Here is a 20,850-nt window from a genome sequence, read left to right as displayed (position 1 = left end):
TGACGCTTAGTGCTAATATTCAGTTTCTCAGACACTAATTACAATGTGTCTCCATATTCCCCCGCCGGGCAGGCGTTAGGTTGCAGCGAAGGTGCGACCTTCAAATCCACTTAGCCAACGACCGCGACGTTAACTGCTAACACTGAGTTTTTCGCACATTAATTACAATGTGCCTCCATCCCCGCTAGGCAGGCGATAGATTGCCATGAAGCAGCGATTCTCAGCGCGAGGCCAAACGGCAATACGGTTAGATGCTAACAACTAGCTAGGCCAAGGTTGCGGCCAGGCAATAAAAAACCACCCATTGTCGGGTGGTTTTAGTGTTTTCAGCGTCTAACGTTCAAGTCTGCAAGACCCGAACTTCAAGTTTTATTGATTCGAGAAATTATTCTCAACCAACTTCTGCTTGTTTTCCGCCTGTGGCACGTGACACTGAGTACAGTTGAAATACTCATAGTTGAGCTTGCTGTCTGGCAGAATGTGCGACGCATGGATTTCGGTCGCCTTCATGCGCTTAGCTTTCTCTGGGCTGTGACAGGTCATACAGCCATTCTTCTTGATGCTGATTGGGTAGTCGGCCTTGTGCGGGATCAGCGGTGGCTGGTGGACGAAGCCACGCTCGATTGACTGACCTCGACTTGGATAGGTCGGCATCTCGTCAGCGGCACGTACCGCAGTGATCTCGCCTTTTCCGAGTGAACTGATATTCACGGGTTCGGCCGCAATGTCGCTTTGCTGACCGGAACAGGCACCTAGCGCCATCAGCGCGACTAAAGTGAGTACTTTTTTCATTGGTTGTTCTCCGCCTTTAGGGCAATTCGATTTTGATACTGGAAAACGCGTTGGGCACAAACATCGATACATCGGCCGCACTGAGTGCAATCACTGTCGACTATCATGGGGTTGTCGCCTTTTAGAGCAGGCTTTAACACCTGCCGCTCGGGACACACCTCAAAACAATCCATACAGTTGTCGCATGCCTTGGCATTGACCGCAGAGACCTTAACCGGACTCGCCTTGCCCAGCAGGGCAAACATGGCGCCGGTGGGACACAGGTGACCACACCAGGCCCGTTCACTGATGAAGAGATCCAGCAAGAAGATCATCGCCAGTATCCACAGCCCACTACCGGCACCAAACAGCAGGGCGCGGTAGAGGATAGGCACTGGGTTGACCCACTCCCATGCGGTAATACCTGTGACCAAGGGCATTAGTAGCACCAGGGCCAGCAGGTAGTAGCGCAGGTTTCTGGGCATCTCGGCGGTGCGTGGCAGGCGCAGTTTGCGTCTTAGCCAGCTGGCAGCGTCGGTGACAAGGTTGACCGGACAGACCCAGCTGCAGAACACCCGTCCACCCGCAAGCAGGTAGAACAGCGCTATGATGAGCGCACCGACAAGCAGCGCGGTTTCGGGAAGGTGTCCCGTCATCAGCACCTGCAGGGTGACCAGGGGATCTGACAGGGGCACAGCCCCCAGCAACTCGCTGGAAGAGAGATTACCTTTGAGTATCCAGAGCCCCATCCAGGGGCCGATGGCAAAGGTCAGTAGCACACACAGCTGACTGGCACGACGCAGGATCAAGAACTTGTGGGCACGCCACCAGCCGAGTTCATCGATCGCCGCCTGGGCGAAACGTGTCTGAGCCGCGCCTGGCGCTGTCATCTTCGTATTACTCATGCCGTTCTTCATAGTGTGAGCCCCTTATTCAACATCTCCAGCGTGGTCTCTTCTGTGTTGATATAGGTATCGTGGGTTGCGGTTTTACCGAGCGCAATATGAGCCGGCAGCACCTTAATGGCCGCTTCTTCCAACACGCAGGCATGTTCACACTTGCCACAGCCGGTACAGGTGTCGCTGTTGACCGTGGGAATAAACATGGCGTGGTGGTCGCTGCGGTGGTTACGCTGCCGTTCGAGCGTGATGGCGTTGTCTATCAAGGGGCAGACGCGGTAACAGACGTCACAACGCAGCCCTTTGAAGTTGAGACAGTTTTTCTCGTCGATCAGTACCGCTATCCCCATCTTGGCCTCTTCGATATTGGTCAAGCCGTGATCCAGCGAGCCCGAAGGGCAGGCTTTCACACAGGGGATATCTTCGCACATCTCGCAGGGCACTTTGCGGGCCGTGAAGTAAGGCGTACCCGTGGGGGCACCCTCAAACCAGCGAGCCAGTTTCAGGGTGTCGTAGGGGCAGGCCTCAACACAGAGTCCGCAGCGTACACAGGCCGACAGAAAATCTTGCTCATCCAAGGCGCCAGGTGGTCGAACCGCCATAGGATCCAGGTGCGAGGATTGCTTGGCAACCCCACTGACACCTAGCCCTAAGAGACCCATAGCGCAACCTGCCTTAGCCGTAGTGGCTAAGAACTGGCGGCGATTGACCCCCTTAGTTTTACTATTGCGATTGACCTGGCTCATATCTAGCTCTTCGTATCTGATGTTTAACTCAAGCGATTAAAGGGTTCACTGAACCGCTTTAGGCTTTCATCACTTTTACCGGACACTTCTTGAAATCTGTCTCTTTCGAGAGAGGATCTGTGGCGTCCAGTAACAACTTGTTGACCAGTTGGCGCGCATCGAAGAATGGCATAAATACCACGCCTCGTGGCGGTTTGTTCCGGCCTTTGGTTTCAACACGTGTCTTGACTTCACCGCGAGGCGAGGCCACGACTACTTCATCACCACGTTGTAGACCACGGGCCTTGGCGTCTTCCGGATGCATGAAGATCTGTGCATCTGGGTAGGCGCGATACAGCTCGGGAACGCGGGCGGTCATAGACCCTGTATGCCAATGTTCGAGCACGCGGCCCGTCGACATCCAGAGATCGTATTCTTCGTTCGGCTCTTCGGCAGCAGGCTCGTAGGGTAGGGCGAAGATCACCGCCTTACCGTCTGGCTTACCGTAGAAGTTAAAGCCTTCACCGGCTTTGACATAAGGGTCGCTACCTTCGACGAAGCGACGCAGCGTCTCTTTGCCATTGACCACAGGCCAGCGCAGGCCGCGGGTCTCGTGGTAGGTGTCGAAGTCGGCTAAGTCGTGGGCATGGCCGCGACCGAACTGGGCGTACTCTTCGAAGATACCCTTTTGCAGGTAGAAGCCGAAGGCTTCTGACTCATCGTTTAGCTCACCCTTGCAGTCTGAGGTGGGGAACTTGTTGATCACCCCGTTGGCAAACAGCACATCATAGAGCGTCTTGTCGGCGTATTCAGGCTTCTTGGCCACCAGCTCTGCCGGCCAAACTTCTGATACCTTGAAGCGCTTAGAGAACTCAACTAGCTGCCAAAGGTCAGACTTGGCGCCTTCTGGTGCCTTGACCTGCTGGTGCCACATATGGGTGCGGCGCTCGGCGTTACCATAGGCACCTTCTTTCTCGACCCACATGGCGGTCGGCAGAATCAGGTCGGCAGCCATGGCGGTGACCGTTGGGTAAGGATCTGACACCACGATGAAGTTTTCTGGGTTACGGAAACCTGGGTAGATCTCATCGTTGATGTTAGGGCCAGCCTGCATGTTGTTGGTACACATGGTCCAGTAACAGTTGAGCTTGCCATCTTTGAGCATGCGGCTCTGCAGTACGGCGTGGAAACCAGGCTTAGGCGGAATTGTGCCTTCTGGCACTTGCCATAGCTTCTCGGTCACGGCTCTGTGCTTAGGATTGGCCACAACCATGTCGGCAGGTAGACGGTGCGCGAAGGTACCCACTTCACGGGCGGTACCACAGGCTGACGGTTGACCCGTTAGCGAGAATGGGCTGTTACCTGGGGTAGAGATCTTACCGGTCAGCAGGTGGAGGTTGTAGAGCATGTTGTTAGCCCAAACACCACGTACGTGCTGGTTGATACCCATGGTCCATAGGCTCATGACCTTCACCTCAGGATCGGCGTAGGCCTTGGCCAGGATCTCGAGTTTTTCTGGCTCGACGCCACTCATCTTGGCGGCGTATTCCAGGGTGTAGGTGCTGACGAACTTAGCGTACTCGTCGAAGCTGATGGCGCTAGACTTGCCATTGCCTGGGTTTTTGGCTTTCTTCTCAAGCGGATGGTCAGGACGCAGGCCATAACCGATATCTGTGGTGCCCAGGGCAAACTTAGTGTGCTTGCTGACAAACTCTTTGTTCACCGCACCGTTTTGAATGATGTAGTTGGCGATGAAGTTAAGGATCACCAGATCAGACTGAGGGCGGAATACCATAGGGTTGTCGGCGAGATCGAAACTGCGGTTCTCGAAGGTCGACAACACATGCACGCGGCTATCAGGGCTACTTAGGCGACGATCCGATAAACGTGCCCAAAGGATTGGGTGCATCTCGGCCATGTTGGCGCCCCAGAGCACAAATTGATCGGCGGCTTCTAAGTCATCGTAACAGCCCATAGGCTCGTCGATACCGAAGGTACGCATAAAGCCACCTACGGCCGAAGCCATACAGTGACGGGCGTTTGGATCTATGTTGTTGGTGAGGAAGCCTGCCTTGTGCAGTTTAGAGGCGGCGTAACCTTCCCAAACGGTCCACTGGCCTGAGCCGAACATGCCGACGGCGGTGGGGCCCTTGGTTTTTAGGGTGTGCTTCCACTTTTCAGCCATGGTATCCAGGGCTTTGTCCCAGCTGACCGGGGTAAATTCACCCTCTTTGTCATACTGGCCATTCTTCATGCGCAGTAGCGGCGTGGTAAGACGGTCTTTACCGTACATGATTTTGGATAGGAAGTAGCCCTTAATACAGTTAAGGCCCTTGTTGACCGGACTTTCTGGATCGCCCTTGGTGGCAACGACTTTGCCGTTATTGGTGCCGACCAATACGCTACAGCCCACGCCGCAAAAACGGCAGGGGGCCTTATCCCACTTGATGTTGTCATTCTGCTCAGCGGCTTCAACGATCTTCACTGGCAGAGTGACACCAACCGTGGTCGCAGCGGCAACTGCGGCGTTGGCTTTTAGAAACTCGCGACGGCTAATGCTCATGGTGTTTCCTCACTCTTTTCTTCTAATGGTTCAACTTGGTGATAGACAAGACTGCTTGATAACACCCCGCTAAGGGCGTTGATGGCTTCGACGTTATCGAGGATGGCCCCTTGGGTGGCGCCTTCCAGAGTAATGACTAACTTACCCTCGTCGGTAACGGCGTGGATATCGGCGCCCGCGAGGGCGTTGATATCCGCTGTAACTTGAGTTACTGCGCTTGGTGAGGCGTGAACCACCAGGCTGGTAACATGATATTCCTGTGTCATGGGTTAACCCTGTTGTGGCGGCTGGACACCCGGGATATTGGCGATATTTAGGGTGTTGACCGCATAAGGATATGATTCAGTCTAAACCTTGCTGGTTATAGGGGTATACCTCTTGAGGGGTAACTGGCGCTTTTGTAGATCGAGATCAAAGTTTTTCGTGTGACCTAACTCTCAGTTCGAAATTTAAACAGGATTTAGCGCTGGACATTGGCTGATTTTTACCTCAATCAGCTTGGATAATTTGTCCAATATTGCCTAGCGACCGATTTAAAACGGTCGATAAAACGAGGTTTTGAAACTCGCGTGAAAGCCTTAAATTAATTGGGTTTGTGCTAATTTAGCGATTTATCCCGCGACGGGATGCAAGGGGAATATCCAAGATTGAAAAGCGTCGACGGCTTGCTTGCCGGTGAATGCTTTATACCTTGAGCCCACAAGGCCTTGTCGGCTCGGGTTAACTTGGCTCATTTCATCTTATCAGAAGGTGAGGGCAAGCCTGGTAAACATGGATGACGCTTATATCATCATAGGTATATAGCGCTGCGGATCATCAGCGCGCTGATGGGCTGCTCACCATTGGCGACCAGCTAGTGACGATCAGCTAGTGACGAGTAGCTAGTAGCCGGTGAGCTCCATATATCCTTGGCCCTGATGGGAGCCGCTTATCTGGATAGGCCCTTCCCAGTAGCGCACGCTCAGGGGCATCAGACTGTCTGGATTGAGGGGCGAGATCGTGAGCTTTAGCTGCTCGCTGGGGATGGCTATCTGCCAGGCCACAGGGTAGCTGGACTCGCCTATCTGCTGCCAGTCGGTGGCTTTCATTGTGATGGCCTGGCTCTCTATGTTGCGGCCGCGGCCATCTGGGTACATGCGCCGGGCGCTGAAAAAGGGTTTCTCCTGGGCGTTTGTTCTGAGCTGAAACAGCATCAGCGCCGAGCCATCATCCAGACGTAGGGCAAACCAATCCCAGCCCTGTTGATGTCGGTCTAAAAATTGTGAGCTCCACTCGCGATCTAACCAGCCTTTACCCGTCACTTTTTGGGTTTGGCCGTCGATCTTGACCGTACCATTGATCTCGATAAAGGGTTGGCTGTAGTAGTAGGAGGCCACCTTACCACTGGCGTTTTTGATGCTGTAGCCCTGATCGCCCTGCAGCTGCAACGGCGCGTCACTCTTAAGGGTTAACTGGTAACTCATCTTGTCGCCAACGACCTGTAACTCGGCGGGAAACAGCTGCTCGCCCTGACTCTGCCAGCGCCACTCATCGAGCTTAATCGTCAGCGGCGCCATGCTGGTGCCTGCCAGTTCAGGGTGGCCGCGAGACCAGCGCTCCTGCGTCAGGTGTTTATCACTTGTGGTCAGTGCGCTATGGGCCATGTAGAGCTGATTGGTCGCCCAGGAGGAGCTTGCACTGGCTGACTCAAGGGGTGATTCAGTTGAGCCAGGTGACAGGGCGATACGAAATTGGGTCCACTGTACCCCGAGAGGCTCACCAGATTCTGTGGTGAGGTTGGCGGTCAGATACCACCACTCTTGCCTAAAATCATTATGGGCCTGGTGATCCTTGGGAAAGCTAAGCGCTTTGCCTTTGATGACCTGGGCATAACCTTCTGTGTTAGAGCCCATAAGGTTACCCATGGCGCCCGCCGTTTCCTCTTTAGGCGCATCACAGCCCAGAAGCAGAGCGATGAGACTGAGCATTAGTAAGCGTGTCATAGCACCTCCCTCTGTAGGCTTGAGATCAATGGGCGTCTGGTCTGTTGGTAGAGGGGGAAGGCGACCGCCAAGGCGCTGGCGAGTAATGCCAGCCCCACCAGTTGCAGATAGGCCTGCCAGTCCCAGACCATGGCGATACTCCAGCCAAAGGCCTGCAGTGTCACCTTGTGGATCAACAGATAGCCCAGCAGTGCCCCCGTCGGCAGCGCCACCAGGCAGGTGAGCAGCACCATTAAGAGCATCTGACCGACGATCATTTGTACCAGCTGGCGGCGATTCACCCCCAGGGCGTAGAGGCGGGCGATGGGAGCCAGCCGAGCCTGGGTCAGCATATAGCAAGCACTGAACAGGCCGATGGCGGCCACCATCAGGGTCAGGCTATTGAGCACCTGAGTGATAGAGAAGGTGCGCTTAAACATGGTGATCGCCTGGGCCTTTATCTTCTCCTGGCTGTAGACCAGTGCATCGGGCAGGTTGAAGCGCGCCTGCAACTGCCGGCTTAAGCTATCTAGGTCGCCATCATAGGTGAGCGCCAGGCTGAGCGGCGTCTCGCCGAGCTGCGCCTCTTGCCACAGCGCTGGCGCGATGATCACCTCGCCGTAGGGATTGCCGTAATCATAATAGATGGCGGCTATGGTCAATGGTGTCTCCCCAAGTGCGGCGAGCTGAATCTTATCCCCCAGTTGCTTGCCATGCTTGATGGCAAAGGGTTCGCTGATCAGGGCCTGCGGCCTTGTGGAATGCGACGCTGAGTCAGGCATTGATGAGAAAAACGCCTGCCACAGTTCAGGCTGGGCCTGTTTGATGATGGTGGTGTGTTCGATAGAGTAAGGATCTCGCGTCAGCAAAAAGATAGGGGTCTGCTGATAGCGCGTCTTAATCTGCCACTGCTTATAGAGTCCCGTCACCTCAGGCGTTTGTGCCAGCGCCTTTTCCACCTCGATCATCTGGCTGGCTGGCGGGCGCAGATAAAGCTGGGCATGCAGTCTGGCATCCAGCCATTGCTTGAGGGTGATCTCGAAGCTGCCCACCAGGCTGTTCATGGCGATGTTGGCTGTTAGCGCCAGTAGCATGGCCATCATGGCCAGTGAGAGGGGCGGTAATAACTCTTTGGTTTCGGCAATTTGGTAAGCGATAAGCCCCTTTGGACTCAGGCCCTGTATCAGGCCGATAAGCTTTCTTAGCAGATAAGGTAAGGCCATGGGGATGGCCAGCACCACAAGCCCCAGTAAGGCCATGGTGAATTTATAGTCCTGGCTGAGCGGCATGAGTATCAGGGTGATGCCACCGAGAAGAAGGGCGACCAGCATGAGGCGATTTTGCGCCTTGGTCGCACTGCGTTGCAGGCTGAGCTGGCCACTGCCCTGGGCAAGTGGTTGATGTATCAGCTCGCGCAGCAAGGAGCTACAGGCGAGCAGCGCGGCGACCAGAGTGAGCAGGCTAGCCTGGGCCAGCCACTGCCAACGCCAGCTGCCGGGCAGTATGTGGGCGCCATAGAGCTGCTCCAGAGTGACCGACACCATAGGTTGCAGCCAGTAGCTTAGCTGAAGCCCCAGAATAAAGCCGATAAGTGAGCCCAGCAGCACCAGCACCATAAGCTCCATGCCTAAGGCGAGCATGATGGCGCTGCGCCGCACCCCTTGCTGTTGCAGTTGTATGATGAGTCGCTTGCGCTTAAGCAGGCTATAGCGCACGCCGTTATAGGCGATAAACAGCCCGACAACAAAGGCCAGCAAGCTCATGGCGGTGAGGTTGAGATGAAAACTGTTTGTCAGCGCCTTCATCGCCTCGCCGTTATCACTCTCAACCAGACTGGCCTTATCACTGAGCAACTGTTCAAGCTCGGCCTGTCTGGCACTGGGTTCACTGAACAGGGCGATGTAGCTAAGCTCTCCAGGTTTGGCTAACACCGTTTGCGCCAGCGAGATATCCATAAGCAGGCGATCCCCCAGCTGATAACTGTCGTCGATGGCCTGCACTGTCAGTAAGGTGCCATTGAGAATGAGCTGCCCGCCTTCTAGGGCGTCAGCCCGGCTTTGACTCATTAATACCAAAGGCTCGCCGGCCAATAGATCGCCAAGGGGGAGCTCTCCCCGTATCGATGGCACAGGTGGTGCGTCTTTCTTGTGGTTTGACTCTTGGTTTGAGCTCTCTTGGGTTGAGGACTCTTGGGTTGGCGCCGTTGATACCGCAGCCAGCGCGGCAACCAGATCGCTGCCCTCTATCTGCCAAGCCTGCTGGTGTTGATCCAGCGCCCGCCCCTCGAGTACGGCAAGGCTGTGGGAGAAGCCTCGCTGCCTTAGGATAAAGTAGAGGCTTTCATCAAGGGCTTGGCCTGTGCGCGGCATGATGAGAGAACTGGCCTGATGGCTCAGTAGCTCGGCGGCCTCGCTGTAGCTGTCGATGGCGCTTTCGTTGGTGGCCCTGACTCCGGTCAATAAGGTGACGGCTAATATGATACCGATCAGAATCGCGCCTGCTTGCAGGGGCGCCTGACGATAGTGAGCGTTAAAGACCCTCAGGGTCTGACGGGTGGCTAACCAAAGGGACGAGCGCTTAGGGCTATTTACGTTATCGCCCTTATGGGGCGAGCGCTTAGGGCTATTCATGTACCCGCCCGAGATCCAAATGCCAGCGGCGCTGCATAAAGGCGGCGCATTCCATTGAGTGGGTCACCATCAAGATACTGGTGTTGTTTTCGCCTGCCAGGGCGCAGATAAGCTCCATCACCTCAAGGCTGGTGGTCTGATCCAGGTTGCCTGTGGGTTCGTCGGCCAGCAGTAGGGCGGGCTTATGAGCCAGTGCTCTGGCGATGGTAACCCTTTGCTGTTGGCCGCCCGATAAGGCATCCACATGGCGTTTTAGGAGTGGCCTCAGGCCCAGTGCGTCGACCAGGTGATCGCACCAGCTATTCCAGGCCGCGCCATTAAGATGCAGCGGAAAGGCGATATTGTCTTCCACATTGAGCGGGGTAAGCAGGTTGAACTGCTGAAAGACCACGCCCAACTGATGATGTCTGAACTGACTCCAGCGTCTGTCGTCCCAATGGGTACTGGCCTGATCGAGCAGGGTGAGGGTGCCGCTGGTGGGGCGCTCGAAGCCAGCGATAATATTGAGCAGGGTGCTCTTGCCGCTGCCGCTGGGGCCGGTGAGCGCCACGGTTTCTCCCTGGTTGAGGGTTAAATCCAGTTTATCCAATACCAGATGAAACTTATCGCCATCGTTAAACCCTTTAGAGATCTCACTTAGCGTCGCGACACTCGTCATTGTCTGTCCTTAGGTTTTTGCCTGAATCTATAGTCTGGCAAAGTATGATGAAACCCATTGATAACCCTATCGATAGCAGATTGCAAGGTGCAATCAGTAGGGGATGTGATGGCAGTTTGCCTGTGCTTTGCTCACTATACGTATCAAGTGCTCGGTGCGATCCCTTGATGCCTAAGAAATAGGGTTGATGGGGGGAGAGAAATATAAAAAGTCGCTTATTTTTCGCCTGTTTTATACTTAAAACCTTATGGGTAAAGATGTTGTTAAGTTGTTGATTACGGTTAAGCAAGGTGATTTAATGAACAGGTATTTTTCTGGTTCATCATGAAGTTAGCAAGTTTTCACTATTTTGACGAACCAGATTTTGTGTCAGAAAACGGCAATGACAGACACAAGAGAGTGAGCGCTAATACGATACCTATGGCCCCGCTTTTTGGGGAGTTAGGTGAGGATAGATGTAAGCAACAGCAGGGCCTTAGGGTCAAGCGCCGATAGCACTGTGGATTATGGATATGAGCAGACTTCGTACCTTTCGTAGCCGGATACTTGTACAAATTGCCTTGCCGCTAATTGCCATCATGGCCATGGTTTTTAGTCTCTATGCCTGGTTTAATTATGAGGCCGAGGAAAAATACCTCTACAGCGATCTGGAAAAACAGGCGGAAATGGTGGCCCGGCGGGTTCATTATTTCCTCTCCTTTGCCGAACAAGATACCCGCACCTTTGCCGATCTGCTGGGGCAAATGGGCCATGACAAATTATTCGCTGAGGATGCCGAGCTCAAACTCCTGCTCACCCGTCGCCTGGAGCGCCAGACAGATTTCTACGCCAGCGCCATCGCCTTTCGCCCCGAACTCACAGACAATCAAAAACCTTATGCTCCCTATGTCTACCGCGACCAAGCGGGGATAAAGATGCTGGATATCGGCGCCGATAGCTATGACTACACCGTTGGTCAGTGGGCCTGGTGGAGCGAGGCTATCGATAATATCGACGGTTACTGGTCGCTGCCCTATTTCGATGAGGGCGCCGGTAATATCTTGATGATCACCTTCTCGCAACCCTTTGGCCCGTCGCGTCCCTACTGGGGGGTAGTGACGGTTGATCTGGCGTTAGATGCCTTACCGAGTATGGCGGGCATCGAGGCGGATCGTATGCTGGTATTAGATGAGAACGGGCAACTTATCTACCATCCAAACAGTCAGTTGATTATGTCTCAGGGCAAGGATAACTGGCTGTCTTCGTCGAGTGAAAATCAGGACTTTTTGCAATTGATCGGTGAGGCTGAATCTGGCAATAGTCGCATGATAGCCAAAGATGGCCAGGCCTATCTGGCCAGCGTCGGTGTGGTGCCTAAGCTCAACTGGCGCGTGGTGATGATGACCCATGAGGAGAAACTCTATCATCAGCTTTATATGGGCCTCTCTTCGCTGGTGATCACCTTACTGCTTATCTCGATAGTACTTTACTTAACAGGCTATCTCACCGCCAGGCGCCTGTTGCTACCCATCGAGCGTCTGGCGGCGGGGATAGTTGCCTTCGGCGCGGGTAAGACCAAGCGCATCGACAGCCCCAGAGGCGCGGTGAGCGAGGTGGTGACCCTGACAGATAAGTTTAATGAACTGGCCGAGGTGCTGGCTCAGCGTGAAGAGGCGCTACTGGATTCCCGGGGGAATCGCTTTGCCAAGTTGATTGATGGCATGAGCGATAAATCGTTTTACTGCTCCCTTGAGCCCGACGGTCAGATAGCCCAGGTCAGCGCCGGGGTTGAGAAGGTCTTGGGCGTAAGCCCAGATCTGCTCAAACGCAAATATCAGCGCATGTTCTCCGATAACCCCATCAACGAGGTGAACTGGGAGTATATGGACAGTGCCCTGCAGGGCAATAGCGTGCCACCCCATCAGGTGGAGATGATTGCCGCCAACGGCACGTTACGACGGTTGGATCTCTTTATGCAGCCGCTGCTGGCCGATAACGGTGAACACCTCTCTATCGAGATGTTGTTTAACGATGTGACCGAGCAGTTCTCGGCGGCGGCCTGGTCCAATGCCGTGCTGGAGTCGGCCCCCGAGGCGATGCTGATTGTCGATGAGCAGGGCAAGATAGTCTTTAGCAACAGTCGTTGTCAGCAGCTGTTTGGGTATGATGCGCAGCAGATGTTGGCCTTGAGTGTCGATCAGCTGGTGCCCGATACCGTGGACAATCATGCGGCGCTCAGGGCTAAGTTTGTCAGCGAAGGGGTCGATCGCCGCATGGGGCAGGGACTGGGACGAACCCTGAAAGCTAAGAAGGCCGATGGCAGTCTGTTTTCGGTGGAAGTTAGCTTAGGCCTGTTGCCAGCCGATGTTGATGGCAAGCGTCAGGTCGCCGCTTCGGTGCGGGATATGACCGAGGAGTTGGCGATCGCTAAGCGGATCAAAGACAGCGAGAGTCGTTTTCGCGGTCTGGTGAGCAATATTCCTGGCGCTGTATATCGTACCCGTCTGGGTGAGAGTTGGGTGATGGAGTATGTTAGCGACAATATTGCAGAGATCACCGGCTACGGCGCCGAAGACTTTATCGAAAGCAGTAAGCGCACTTTTGCCAGTTTGATCCTTGAAGCCGATAGGGCGCTGGCAGATGCGGCGATCAACAAAGGGATCGCCGAGCAGCAGACCTTCGAGGTGCAGTACCGTATTCAGCACAGAGATGGCAGTGTCCATTGGGTGCATGAAAAGGGCAAGGCCAGCTATGACGACGAGGGCAAGGCGCTCTGGTTTGATGGCAGCATTCAGGATATCACCCAGAGTAAGCTGGCTCAGGAGAAGATTGCCCAGTCTCAGCAGCAGCTTGAGACCATCACAGAATCCATTCCCAATACCGTTTATCAGCTGCGCTGGTTCGACAATGACAAGCGTTATTTTACCTTCCTCTCCAGTGCCTGTATTACCACTTTAGGTTTTCATCGCGATCAGCTATTGGCCAACTTTGACCTGGTGGCTAACTGTATTGTCGACTCCGAGCGCCCCCGCATTATTCGGGCCTTGTCGGGGAAAAGTGACTCAGGGCTCAAGTGGACCGAAGAGTTTCGTTACCTGCATCCATCGGGTGAGGAGCGCTGGTTGCAGGCGGGCGCCCGCGGTGACAGGGAGGCAGATGGCAGCCTAGTGTGGCATGGCTACCTCATGGATATTACAGAGCGTAAGCGGATGGACAGAGAGCTGGCCAAACGTGAGGCGCATTTCAGGGCGCTGTTTGATAACGCAGGCATAGGGATTGTGAATGTCGATGAACGTGGTGTCATCCTGGACTGCAACGAGCAATTTAGTCATTACATGCAGCTACCCAGGGCGCAGCTTAAGGGCAGTCTTTTCTTCGATTATCAAGACCCAGAGCAGGGACTGGAGGCGAAGAATCGCTTTAAGTCACTGATGAGTGATGGTGGCGATAGTGCCAACTTGGATATCCGCCTGATCAATCATAGCGGCCAGGCCATGTGGATGGATGCCAACATGACAGGGCTATCGGACAAGCAGGGAGAGTATCGCTCTGCGGTGATCTCTATGGCGGATATCAGCTCCCTTAAGCAGCTGTCGCAGGAGCTTATTTTGGCCAAAGATGCCGCCGATGCCGCCAGCAAGGCCAAGAGTGACTTCCTGGCCAATATGTCTCATGAGATCCGCACGCCGATGAATGCCATCATAGGCATGTCGCAACTCTGTTTACAGACAGAGCTGGATAAGAAACAGCAAAATTATGTAGAGAAGATAGACCGCGCCTCTAAGTCACTGCTGGGGATCATCAACGATATCCTGGATTTCTCTAAAATTGAGGCGGGCAAGTTGGATATCGAGGCCGTGCCCTTCCAGCTCGATACCTTGCTTGAAGATCTCAGCGACATGTTCTCGGCCAAGGCGGCCGACAAACAGTTGGAGCTGTTGTTTGCCGTAGCGCCCAATATTCCGCGCCACTTGGTGGGCGACCCGTTGCGCCTGGGTCAGGTGCTGATCAATTTAATGAACAATGCCATCAAGTTTACCGAGCAGGGAGAGGTGATGCTCTCGATCAGCCAGCTGGTGCGAGAGGATGAGGAGATACTGCTGAAATTTAGCGTGCGCGACAACGGTATCGGCCTCACCGAGGAGCAGCGCGCCAAGTTGTTTAAGTCATTCAGTCAGGCGGACAGTTCGACGACGCGCAAGTATGGCGGAACAGGTCTCGGCTTGGCGATTTGTAAGCAGTTGGTGGAACTCATGGGCGGTGAGATTGGGGTGGAGAGCCAGTTTGGTAACGGCAGCACCTTCTTCTTCAGCGTCCGCTTTAAGATCTCTGACAGCCAGTTGATCAAGGTGGAGCAGGAGCTGGAAGGGATGCGCATTCTGGTGGCCGACGATAACGCCACCGCCAGGGATATTTTACGCAGCACCCTTGAGAGCATGGGCTTTAGCGTCGATACGGTGCGTAGCGGCAGCGAGGCCCTGACCCGTTGTCAGGAGACAGATTACCAGGTTGCCTTGATCGACTGGCGTATGCCTGAGATGGATGGTCTGGAGACTTCAAAGCAGATGCTGTCTCTGCTGCCGACCCCGCCTAAGATCTTGATCGTCTCGGCCCATGCCGACAGTGATTTTATCGACAAGGCGGAGCAGGCTGGGATCACCGGCTATATCACTAAGCCGATCAGCGCCTCCAGGTTGCTGGACGGCATCATGTCGGCCCTGGGTAAGGAGGGGGCCGTGTCTGTGCGCCGCAAGGGCAAAGAGATCAGCCAGGCATTATTGGCCCAGCTCAAGGGTAAGCGAATCTTGCTGGTGGAAGATAACGAGATGAACCAAGAGGTCGCCAGCGAGTTTCTCGAGCAGGTGGGTGTTGTGCTCTCTATCGCCGAGAATGGTCAGGTGGCCCTGGAGAAGCTGGCGATGCAGAGCTTCGATCTGGTGTTGATGGATTGTCAGATGCCCGTGATGGACGGTTATCAGGCCACGGCAGAGCTACGCAAGAACCCCGATTGGGCCTCGCTACCAGTGATAGCCATGACGGCTAACGCCATGGCCGGTGACAAGGAGATGTGCTTGCGGGCGGGCATGAATGACCATATCGCCAAGCCGATAGAGGTCTCACTGCTCTATAAGACGCTGCTGGAATACCTGGGGGATAATCGCTTTGCCCCTGATACCGCAGAGGGGCAAAGCGCACCCCTTGAGGTGGAAGATGCTTATTGGCCTTCTCATCCTTTGCTGGATGTGGACAAGGGGTTACAGCTGGTTCAAAACTCTGCCCGTTTGTATCGCAGAATATTCGAGCGCTTCTACACCGGTCAGTCTCGCTGCGCTGAGCTTATCGCCACCGCCTTGAGTCAGGGCCAGCATGAGGAGGCGATTCGTTATGCCCATACCCTGAAAGGGGTGGCGGGTAACCTCTGTTGCCCAGAGTTAGTCGAGATGGCTAAACAGATAGAGTCGAGTCTGAGTCAAACGCCTGAGGCCGATATTAAAGAGGCGCTGGAGCAGATGGGTGAGCTTATCGACAGTCTGTGCGGCGCCATCGGCGATTGGCTGCGACAGACAGGCGGTGATGACAATCTGCTGGGGGCCGGTGCAGCTCAAACGCAGCCCGAGATGACGCCCCAAGAGCTGGATAGCGAGATAAAGGCCTTACTACAGATGCTCGAAGAGGCGGACTCTGAGGCGGTAGCTAAGGTTGAGTCTATTCGCGAGCGCCTGCCATCGTCATTGGCGCAGAAGATGGTGCCAGTGCTGAATATGGTCAACGCCTACCAGTTTGATGAAGCGATAGAGTTGGTTGAAGAGATATTTGCTTAAGTTTGATGAGCTAAGCCAAAAGCTTGGGACTGGAGCGTTGAGGAAGAGTGAAAGCAATACTCTTCCTAGGCCGAGTGCCAACTATACTCAATTGTGATTAGCCCAACGGGGCGCAAAAGGAGAGGGATTGATGGAGAAGGCCACGATATTGGTTGTGGACGACACCCCTGAGAATATCGATATCTTGGTGGGGATCTTAGGCGATGAGTACAAGGTTAAGGTGGCGATCGATGGCCCCAAGGCACTGGCTATCGCGACTAAGAATGCCCCGGATCTCATCTTGCTCGATGTCATGATGCCGGGGATGAATGGCTATGAGGTGTGTAAGCGTCTCAAGCAGGAGCCTCAGACCAGCCATATTCCGGTGATCTTTGTGACCGCCCTGACCGATGTCTCCGATGAAACCCAGGGCTTTGAGCTCGGTGCGGTGGACTATATCACCAAACCTGTCAGCGCCCCCGTGGTTAAGGCCAGGGTAAAGACTCATCTCGCCCTCTATGATCAGAAGCGTTTATTAGAGCAGGAGGTTAAGGAGCGTACTCAAGAGCTGACAGATACTCGCCTGGAGATCATACGCCGCCTGGGCCGCGCCGCCGAGTACAAGGATAACGAGACGGGGATGCATGTTATTCGCATGAGTCACTATGCGCGTTTGTTGGCCCGCCAGGCCGGGATGTCAGAGCGCTTTTGTGAGCTGATCTACAACGCCTCGCCCATGCATGATATCGGCAAGATAGGCACCCCAGATGCCATCTTGAAGAAACCAGCCAAGTTAGACCAAGATGAATGGCAAGAGATGCAGCGTCACGCCGAGATAGGCGCCGAGATCATCGGCGAGCATCCGGATCCCCTGCTGGAGATGGCGCGGCGTATCGCACTGACTCACCATGAAAAGTGGGATGGCTCGGGTTATCCCAGTGGGCTGGCGGGAAAAGATATTCCCATCGAGGGGCGCATCGTCGCTATTGCGGATGTGTTCGATGCCCTGACTTCCATCAGACCCTATAAGAAGGCCTGGAGCATAGAAGATACCCTGGCGCTGATTGAGCGTGAAGCGGGTAAACATTTTGACCCTGAGCTGGTGGAGCATTTCAAGGTGATCGTCGGTGAGGCGGTGAAGATCCGCGATACCCATAACGACAATGAATAATTAAGAAGAACCTAGCTAAAACAGCAAGTAATAAAAAAGGCGCTTATCGCGCCTTTTTTTGTGCTGACTTACTCTTCTTCATCCAGCGAGTAGGGCAGTGGTACCAGAGAGAGCTCGGAGGCCTCATCTCCTGCCACTCTGAGCTTAGCGCTCATGGCGGTATCATTGGGTAGTACGGCGGTTAGCAGCAATTGACCGTCACGTTGTACGGATTCCAGTATGCTGCCAGCACGGCGATAGCCTTCTCCCTCTTCCATTTGCATCTCAAGCTGGGCATCTTGACGTAGCGCGTGGCTGGCGGTGCCTTTAGCGATATAGAGGGCGCGCTTATTGCCGCCGCGATATTTCATGCGGGCCACGGTTTCCTGGCCCATGTAGCAGCCTTTGGTGAAGCTGATGCCATCGACTGCCTGCAGGTTACACATCTGCGGCACAAATTGCCCCTGGTGACGGGCATAAATATTGGGCAGCCCGGCGGCAATTTCCTCGGCCTGCCAGACGCTATAGTCGTAGATGGGTTGCTCTATCTTGGCCAGTAACTCTGCCTGAGCCTCTTTCTTGATAGCGAGGATGAAACGCTCGCCGTCACGTAAGATAACGCCGCCTGGTACTGTGGTGAGTGATGGGCTTAGCTCACCAAAGTGTTGGCTCATCCAGTTAGCGGCATCAAGGCCTGTCACGCCCAGCAATAACCAGTTAGCGCTATCATCGACCAGCTCAGCCTTGCTAAATACAGCATACTTTTGTAGCTGAGGCAGATCTAAGGCCAGGGTTTCTTTGGGCATCAAGAGCAACAGGGCCTCTTGATGGGAGAAGGTTCTGAAGCTAGCCAGCATTTTTCCTTTAGGGTCGCAGTGCGCGCCCCAGCGCCATTGGTCGTCTGTCAGCGAGCTGATATCTGTCGTGACCTGACCATGAATAAAGCTGCGTCCCTGCTCGCCCGTGACTGAGATAAGGCCTAGATGAGACAGTTGGCAGAAGACGACGGGAGGCAGTTTTTCGGTAAGAGACCATTGAGGTTGAGAAACGGTAAGCGTCATATCATGTTCCTGGGCGAATGGGAGAGGCTAAAGGTCGATTGTAACCTTTATGGGTTCATTGTCATTAATATAGTGGCGCAGGATTAATTTTAAAGGGGGCGGAGGATGAATCTTCAAAATGATGCAGGGAATTGGTTAAATTTATGAAGTAAATTGCTTTTTAGCGCCAGCAAAGCCTATCGGCGAGACCAGGATGAGAGCCTTCGGGCATTAAAAAGGCATCACCTAGGTGATGCCTTTTGGGTAAGAGCGAGTTTGCGCTTAGTGCAGCAGACGGGTTCTGATAGTGCCGTCGATCGCCTTCATCTCTTCGAGGGCCTCATCGGCCTGATCTGAGTTGACCTCCATCACCACGTAACCAATCTCTGCCGTAGTTTGCAGGTACTGGGCCGCGATGTTGATTCCCTTCTCGGCGAAGGCCTGGTTAATCTTGATCAGAATACCGGGACGGTTGTGGTGAATATGCAGCAGACGTGAGGTGTCTTTATGCTGAGCCAGCGATACTTCAGGGAAGTTAACGGCCGTCATGGTTGAGCCGTTATCTGAGTATTTCGCCAGTTTACCTGCCACTTCGATGCCGATATTCTCTTGCGCTTCCTGAGTGCTGCCGCCAACGTGAGGGGTCAGCAGGACATTGTCCAGGCCGCGTAGTGGGCTGATAAACTCGTCATCGTTGGACTTAGGTTCAACCGGGAAGACGTCGATGGCGGCGCCGACGATATGCTCGCAGCGGATCGATTCGGCCAGGGCATCGATATCCACCACTGTCCCCCGTGAAGCATTGATCAAAATGCTACCTTGGCGCATAGCTGCCAGCTCTTTGCTGCCAATCATGTTCTTGGTTTGCGGGGTTTCAGGCACGTGCAAACTGACCACATCGGCCAGGGAAAGCAGTTGCTCTAGCGAGTGGATCTGCTGCGCGTTACCTAGGGGAAGCTTGTCTTCGATATCAAAAAAGATAACACGCATGCCTAAGGTTTCGGCCAGAATCCCCAGCTGAGTACCAATATGACCATAGCCAATCACGCCGAGAGTCTTACCACGGGCTTCGAAGCTACCAGATGCACTCTTGAGCCAACCGCCACGATGAGCCAGGGCATTACGTTGTGGAATACCACGCAGTAACATGATGATCTCACCCAGTACCAGTTCGGCGACCGAGCGGGTATTGGAGAAAGGAGCGTTAAAAACAGGAATGCCCAGTTTTTCTGCCGCAGCAAGGTCAACCTGGTTGGTACCGATACAGAAGCAACCTATCCCGACCAGTTTTTCCGCCTGTTCCAGCACACTCTTGGTCAGTTGGGTACGAGATCGAATGCCAACAAAGTGTGCATCTTTAATCGAGGCTAGCAGCGCCTCTTCCCCCAGTGATGCCTTGTGATATTCGATGTTGTTGTAACCTGCACGCTTGAATACATCTACCGCAGATTGGTGGACGCCTTCCAACAGCAGGATCTTGATCTTATCCTTGTCCAGCGAATGTTTCGCCATGATTTAGGTACCCTCTTTGTCGGTTGTTGCTAGGTCAGTATCGCTTTTAGGGCGGCTTTTATTACCCACAGACCTGTTCCCCTTAGATCTCAATGGCCTAATTCTTGGTGCAAATCCAGATTAAGCGATTAACATCGATAGCGGCAGGACGCTTAACCTTGCAGCGCAAGGTTAATGGTGACTCTATGCTGTTTTCTTGCTTACTTGTGTAGAATGACTACAAAGAGAAAGTGATTAAGCGCAAAGTACCTGTGTTGCCGTAAAAATGCGCCCAGAAAGGTCTACAAGCCCTGTTCTTATGGTGATTTTTATCTGTTGCATGTCAATGCCTCCACAAAATAGCACCTTTTTTGGTCAGTGTGGAGGGCTAGATGGCTAAAGTTATTATTCTGATATTAAAACAATATCATCTAAGGAGTTCTTATTTTGAATAAAAGCACTGTGTGGCTCACAATTTTTTTCGCCGTGCTGATCTGGTCAGGGATTGAACCTAAAGATAGCTTTACCTGGTTTTTAGAGGTTGTCCCTGCGTTGATCGCCTTGCCTATCCTCTATTTCACCCGCAAACGTTTTCCGCTGACTTCACTGGCCTATGGCCTGATTTTGATACACGCCGTTGTTCTTATGGTTGGCGGACACTATACCTACGCCGAGGTGCCCTTGTTTGACACCATAGCCGAATGGATGGGCAGCGAACGCAATAACTATGACAAGGTGGGTCATTTTGCCCAGGGCTTTATCCCTGCGTTATTGGCACGAGAGGTGTTTCTGCGTCTTGAGGTGGTGAAACCTGGAGCCTGGTGTCATTTTGTGGTGTGTTGCTTTGCCTTGGCATTGTCTGCCTTCTATGAGTTGATCGAGTGGTGGGTGGCGTTGGCAACGGGCGAAGATGCCGAGGCATTTCTCGGTACCCAGGGCTATGTGTGGGACACTCAGTCAGACATGGGGATGGCCTTGATCGGCGCCCTAGCGTGTGTCATTTTACTGTCTCGCTGGCATGATAGTCTGCTGCAAAAATTGAAAAAGCAATAATAATCTGTAGCTTGTCTCCGGCATCAGAAGCATTATTATATGCTTCTGATGTGATAAATTAGCTTGATATAACCAATAGTGATAACTATTCTCACCAGAGTTAGCTAATATAGCTGACACACTTTTTTA

13 protein-coding genes are annotated in these 20,850 nt (G+C 53.7%); 3 read left to right on the top strand and 10 right to left on the bottom strand.

The features are described from left to right. Window positions 1-369: 369 nt before the first annotated feature. The 8 genes from NY07_RS17375 to NY07_RS17340 all read right to left on the bottom strand — a co-directional run bounded on the left by NY07_RS17375 (window position 370) and on the right by NY07_RS17340 (window position 10,207). The gene (locus tag NY07_RS17375) at window positions 370-792 is read right to left on the bottom strand and encodes a nitrate reductase cytochrome c-type subunit (protein ID WP_033540628.1); all 423 of its coding nucleotides are present in this window, start codon (window positions 790-792) and stop codon (window positions 370-372) included. Continuing rightward, window positions 789-1,676, bottom strand: a complete 888-nt coding sequence (gene napH, locus NY07_RS17370) for a quinol dehydrogenase ferredoxin subunit NapH (protein ID WP_235363962.1) — start codon at window positions 1,674-1,676, stop codon at window positions 789-791. The genes NY07_RS17375 and napH overlap by 4 nt, the downstream gene beginning before the upstream one ends. An 8-nt stretch (window positions 1,677-1,684) precedes the next feature. After that, complete coding sequence (gene napG / locus NY07_RS17365) at window positions 1,685-2,416, bottom strand: ferredoxin-type protein NapG (protein ID WP_033540627.1); 732 nt, start codon at window positions 2,414-2,416, stop codon at window positions 1,685-1,687. 58 nt (window positions 2,417-2,474) lie between these two features. Then, window positions 2,475-4,958, bottom strand: coding sequence for a nitrate reductase catalytic subunit NapA (gene napA, locus NY07_RS17360; RefSeq protein ID WP_033540626.1), 2,484 nt, complete (start codon window positions 4,956-4,958; stop codon window positions 2,475-2,477). Then, entirely contained in the window at window positions 4,955-5,224 is a 270-nt protein-coding gene (locus NY07_RS17355; RefSeq protein ID WP_033540625.1) for a chaperone NapD, read from the bottom strand. Before NY07_RS17355 ends, napA begins: the two co-directional genes overlap by 4 nt. A 615-nt stretch (window positions 5,225-5,839) precedes the next feature. Next, on the bottom strand, window positions 5,840-6,940 hold the full coding sequence (locus tag NY07_RS17350; protein WP_033540624.1) for a lipocalin-like domain-containing protein: 1,101 nt from the start codon (window positions 6,938-6,940) through the stop codon (window positions 5,840-5,842). After that, the gene (locus NY07_RS17345) at window positions 6,937-9,549 is read right to left on the bottom strand and encodes an ABC transporter permease (protein ID WP_033540623.1); all 2,613 of its coding nucleotides are present in this window, start codon (window positions 9,547-9,549) and stop codon (window positions 6,937-6,939) included. The genes NY07_RS17350 and NY07_RS17345 overlap by 4 nt, the downstream gene beginning before the upstream one ends. Next, entirely contained in the window at window positions 9,542-10,207 is a 666-nt protein-coding gene (locus tag NY07_RS17340) for an ABC transporter ATP-binding protein (protein ID WP_033540622.1), read from the bottom strand. Before NY07_RS17340 ends, NY07_RS17345 begins: the two co-directional genes overlap by 8 nt. Before the next feature lie 506 nt (window positions 10,208-10,713). Here NY07_RS17340 and NY07_RS17335 point away from each other — a divergent pair. Both NY07_RS17335 and NY07_RS17330 read left to right on the top strand, forming a co-directional pair. Then, a complete protein-coding gene (locus tag NY07_RS17335; RefSeq protein ID WP_033540621.1) occupies window positions 10,714-16,008 on the top strand; it encodes a PAS domain S-box protein in 5,295 nt (1,764 codons plus the stop codon). A 130-nt stretch (window positions 16,009-16,138) separates the two neighbouring features. Next, complete coding sequence (locus NY07_RS17330) at window positions 16,139-17,158, top strand: response regulator (RefSeq protein ID WP_033540620.1); 1,020 nt, start codon at window positions 16,139-16,141, stop codon at window positions 17,156-17,158. Between the two features lie 68 nt (window positions 17,159-17,226). On the opposite strand, the gene ygfZ is transcribed toward NY07_RS17330, so the two are convergent. Beyond that, a complete protein-coding gene (gene ygfZ / locus NY07_RS17325) occupies window positions 17,227-18,198 on the bottom strand; it encodes a tRNA-modifying protein YgfZ (protein WP_033540619.1) in 972 nt (323 codons plus the stop codon). 261 nt (window positions 18,199-18,459) lie between these two features. Further along, the gene (serA, locus tag NY07_RS17320) at window positions 18,460-19,689 is read right to left on the bottom strand and encodes a phosphoglycerate dehydrogenase (RefSeq protein WP_033540618.1); all 1,230 of its coding nucleotides are present in this window, start codon (window positions 19,687-19,689) and stop codon (window positions 18,460-18,462) included. A 426-nt stretch (window positions 19,690-20,115) separates the two neighbouring features. Here serA and NY07_RS17315 point away from each other — a divergent pair, with 426 nt between their 5' ends. Next, window positions 20,116-20,721: a DUF2238 domain-containing protein gene (locus NY07_RS17315; RefSeq protein WP_033540617.1), complete on the top strand. Its 606-nt coding sequence runs from the start codon at window positions 20,116-20,118 to the stop codon at window positions 20,719-20,721. The last annotated feature ends 129 nt before the right edge of the window (window positions 20,722-20,850 follow it).

The organism is Shewanella sp. ECSMB14101 (assembly GCF_000773485.1).
GTDB classification, from domain to species: domain Bacteria; phylum Pseudomonadota; class Gammaproteobacteria; order Enterobacterales; family Shewanellaceae; genus Shewanella; species Shewanella marisflavi.
Note: the sequence above shows the minus strand (reverse complement) of the source record. Positions and strands in the feature narration are given on the sequence as shown.

Bases quoted from the DNA above. Each gene is read 5' to 3' on its own strand.
- napG (WP_033540627.1), bottom strand. From the start codon at position 2,416: ATGAGCCAGGTCAATCGCAATAGTAAAACTAAGGGGGTCAATCGCCGC.
- napH (WP_235363962.1), bottom strand. From the start codon at position 1,676: ATGAGTAATACGAAGATGACAGCGCCAGGCGCGGCTCAGACACGTTTC.
- ygfZ (WP_033540619.1), bottom strand. From the start codon at position 18,198: ATGACGCTTACCGTTTCTCAACCTCAATGGTCTCTTACCGAAAAACTG.
- NY07_RS17375 (WP_033540628.1), bottom strand. From the start codon at position 792: ATGAAAAAAGTACTCACTTTAGTCGCGCTGATGGCGCTAGGTGCCTGT.
- NY07_RS17330 (WP_033540620.1), top strand. From the start codon at position 16,139: ATGGAGAAGGCCACGATATTGGTTGTGGACGACACCCCTGAGAATATC.
- NY07_RS17340 (WP_033540622.1), bottom strand. From the start codon at position 10,207: ATGACGAGTGTCGCGACGCTAAGTGAGATCTCTAAAGGGTTTAACGAT.
- serA (WP_033540618.1), bottom strand. From the start codon at position 19,689: ATGGCGAAACATTCGCTGGACAAGGATAAGATCAAGATCCTGCTGTTG.
- NY07_RS17355 (WP_033540625.1), bottom strand. From the start codon at position 5,224: ATGACACAGGAATATCATGTTACCAGCCTGGTGGTTCACGCCTCACCA.
- NY07_RS17345 (WP_033540623.1), bottom strand. From the start codon at position 9,549: ATGAATAGCCCTAAGCGCTCGCCCCATAAGGGCGATAACGTAAATAGC.
- NY07_RS17335 (WP_033540621.1), top strand. From the start codon at position 10,714: ATGGATATGAGCAGACTTCGTACCTTTCGTAGCCGGATACTTGTACAA.
- napA (WP_033540626.1), bottom strand. From the start codon at position 4,958: ATGAGCATTAGCCGTCGCGAGTTTCTAAAAGCCAACGCCGCAGTTGCC.
- NY07_RS17350 (WP_033540624.1), bottom strand. From the start codon at position 6,940: ATGACACGCTTACTAATGCTCAGTCTCATCGCTCTGCTTCTGGGCTGT.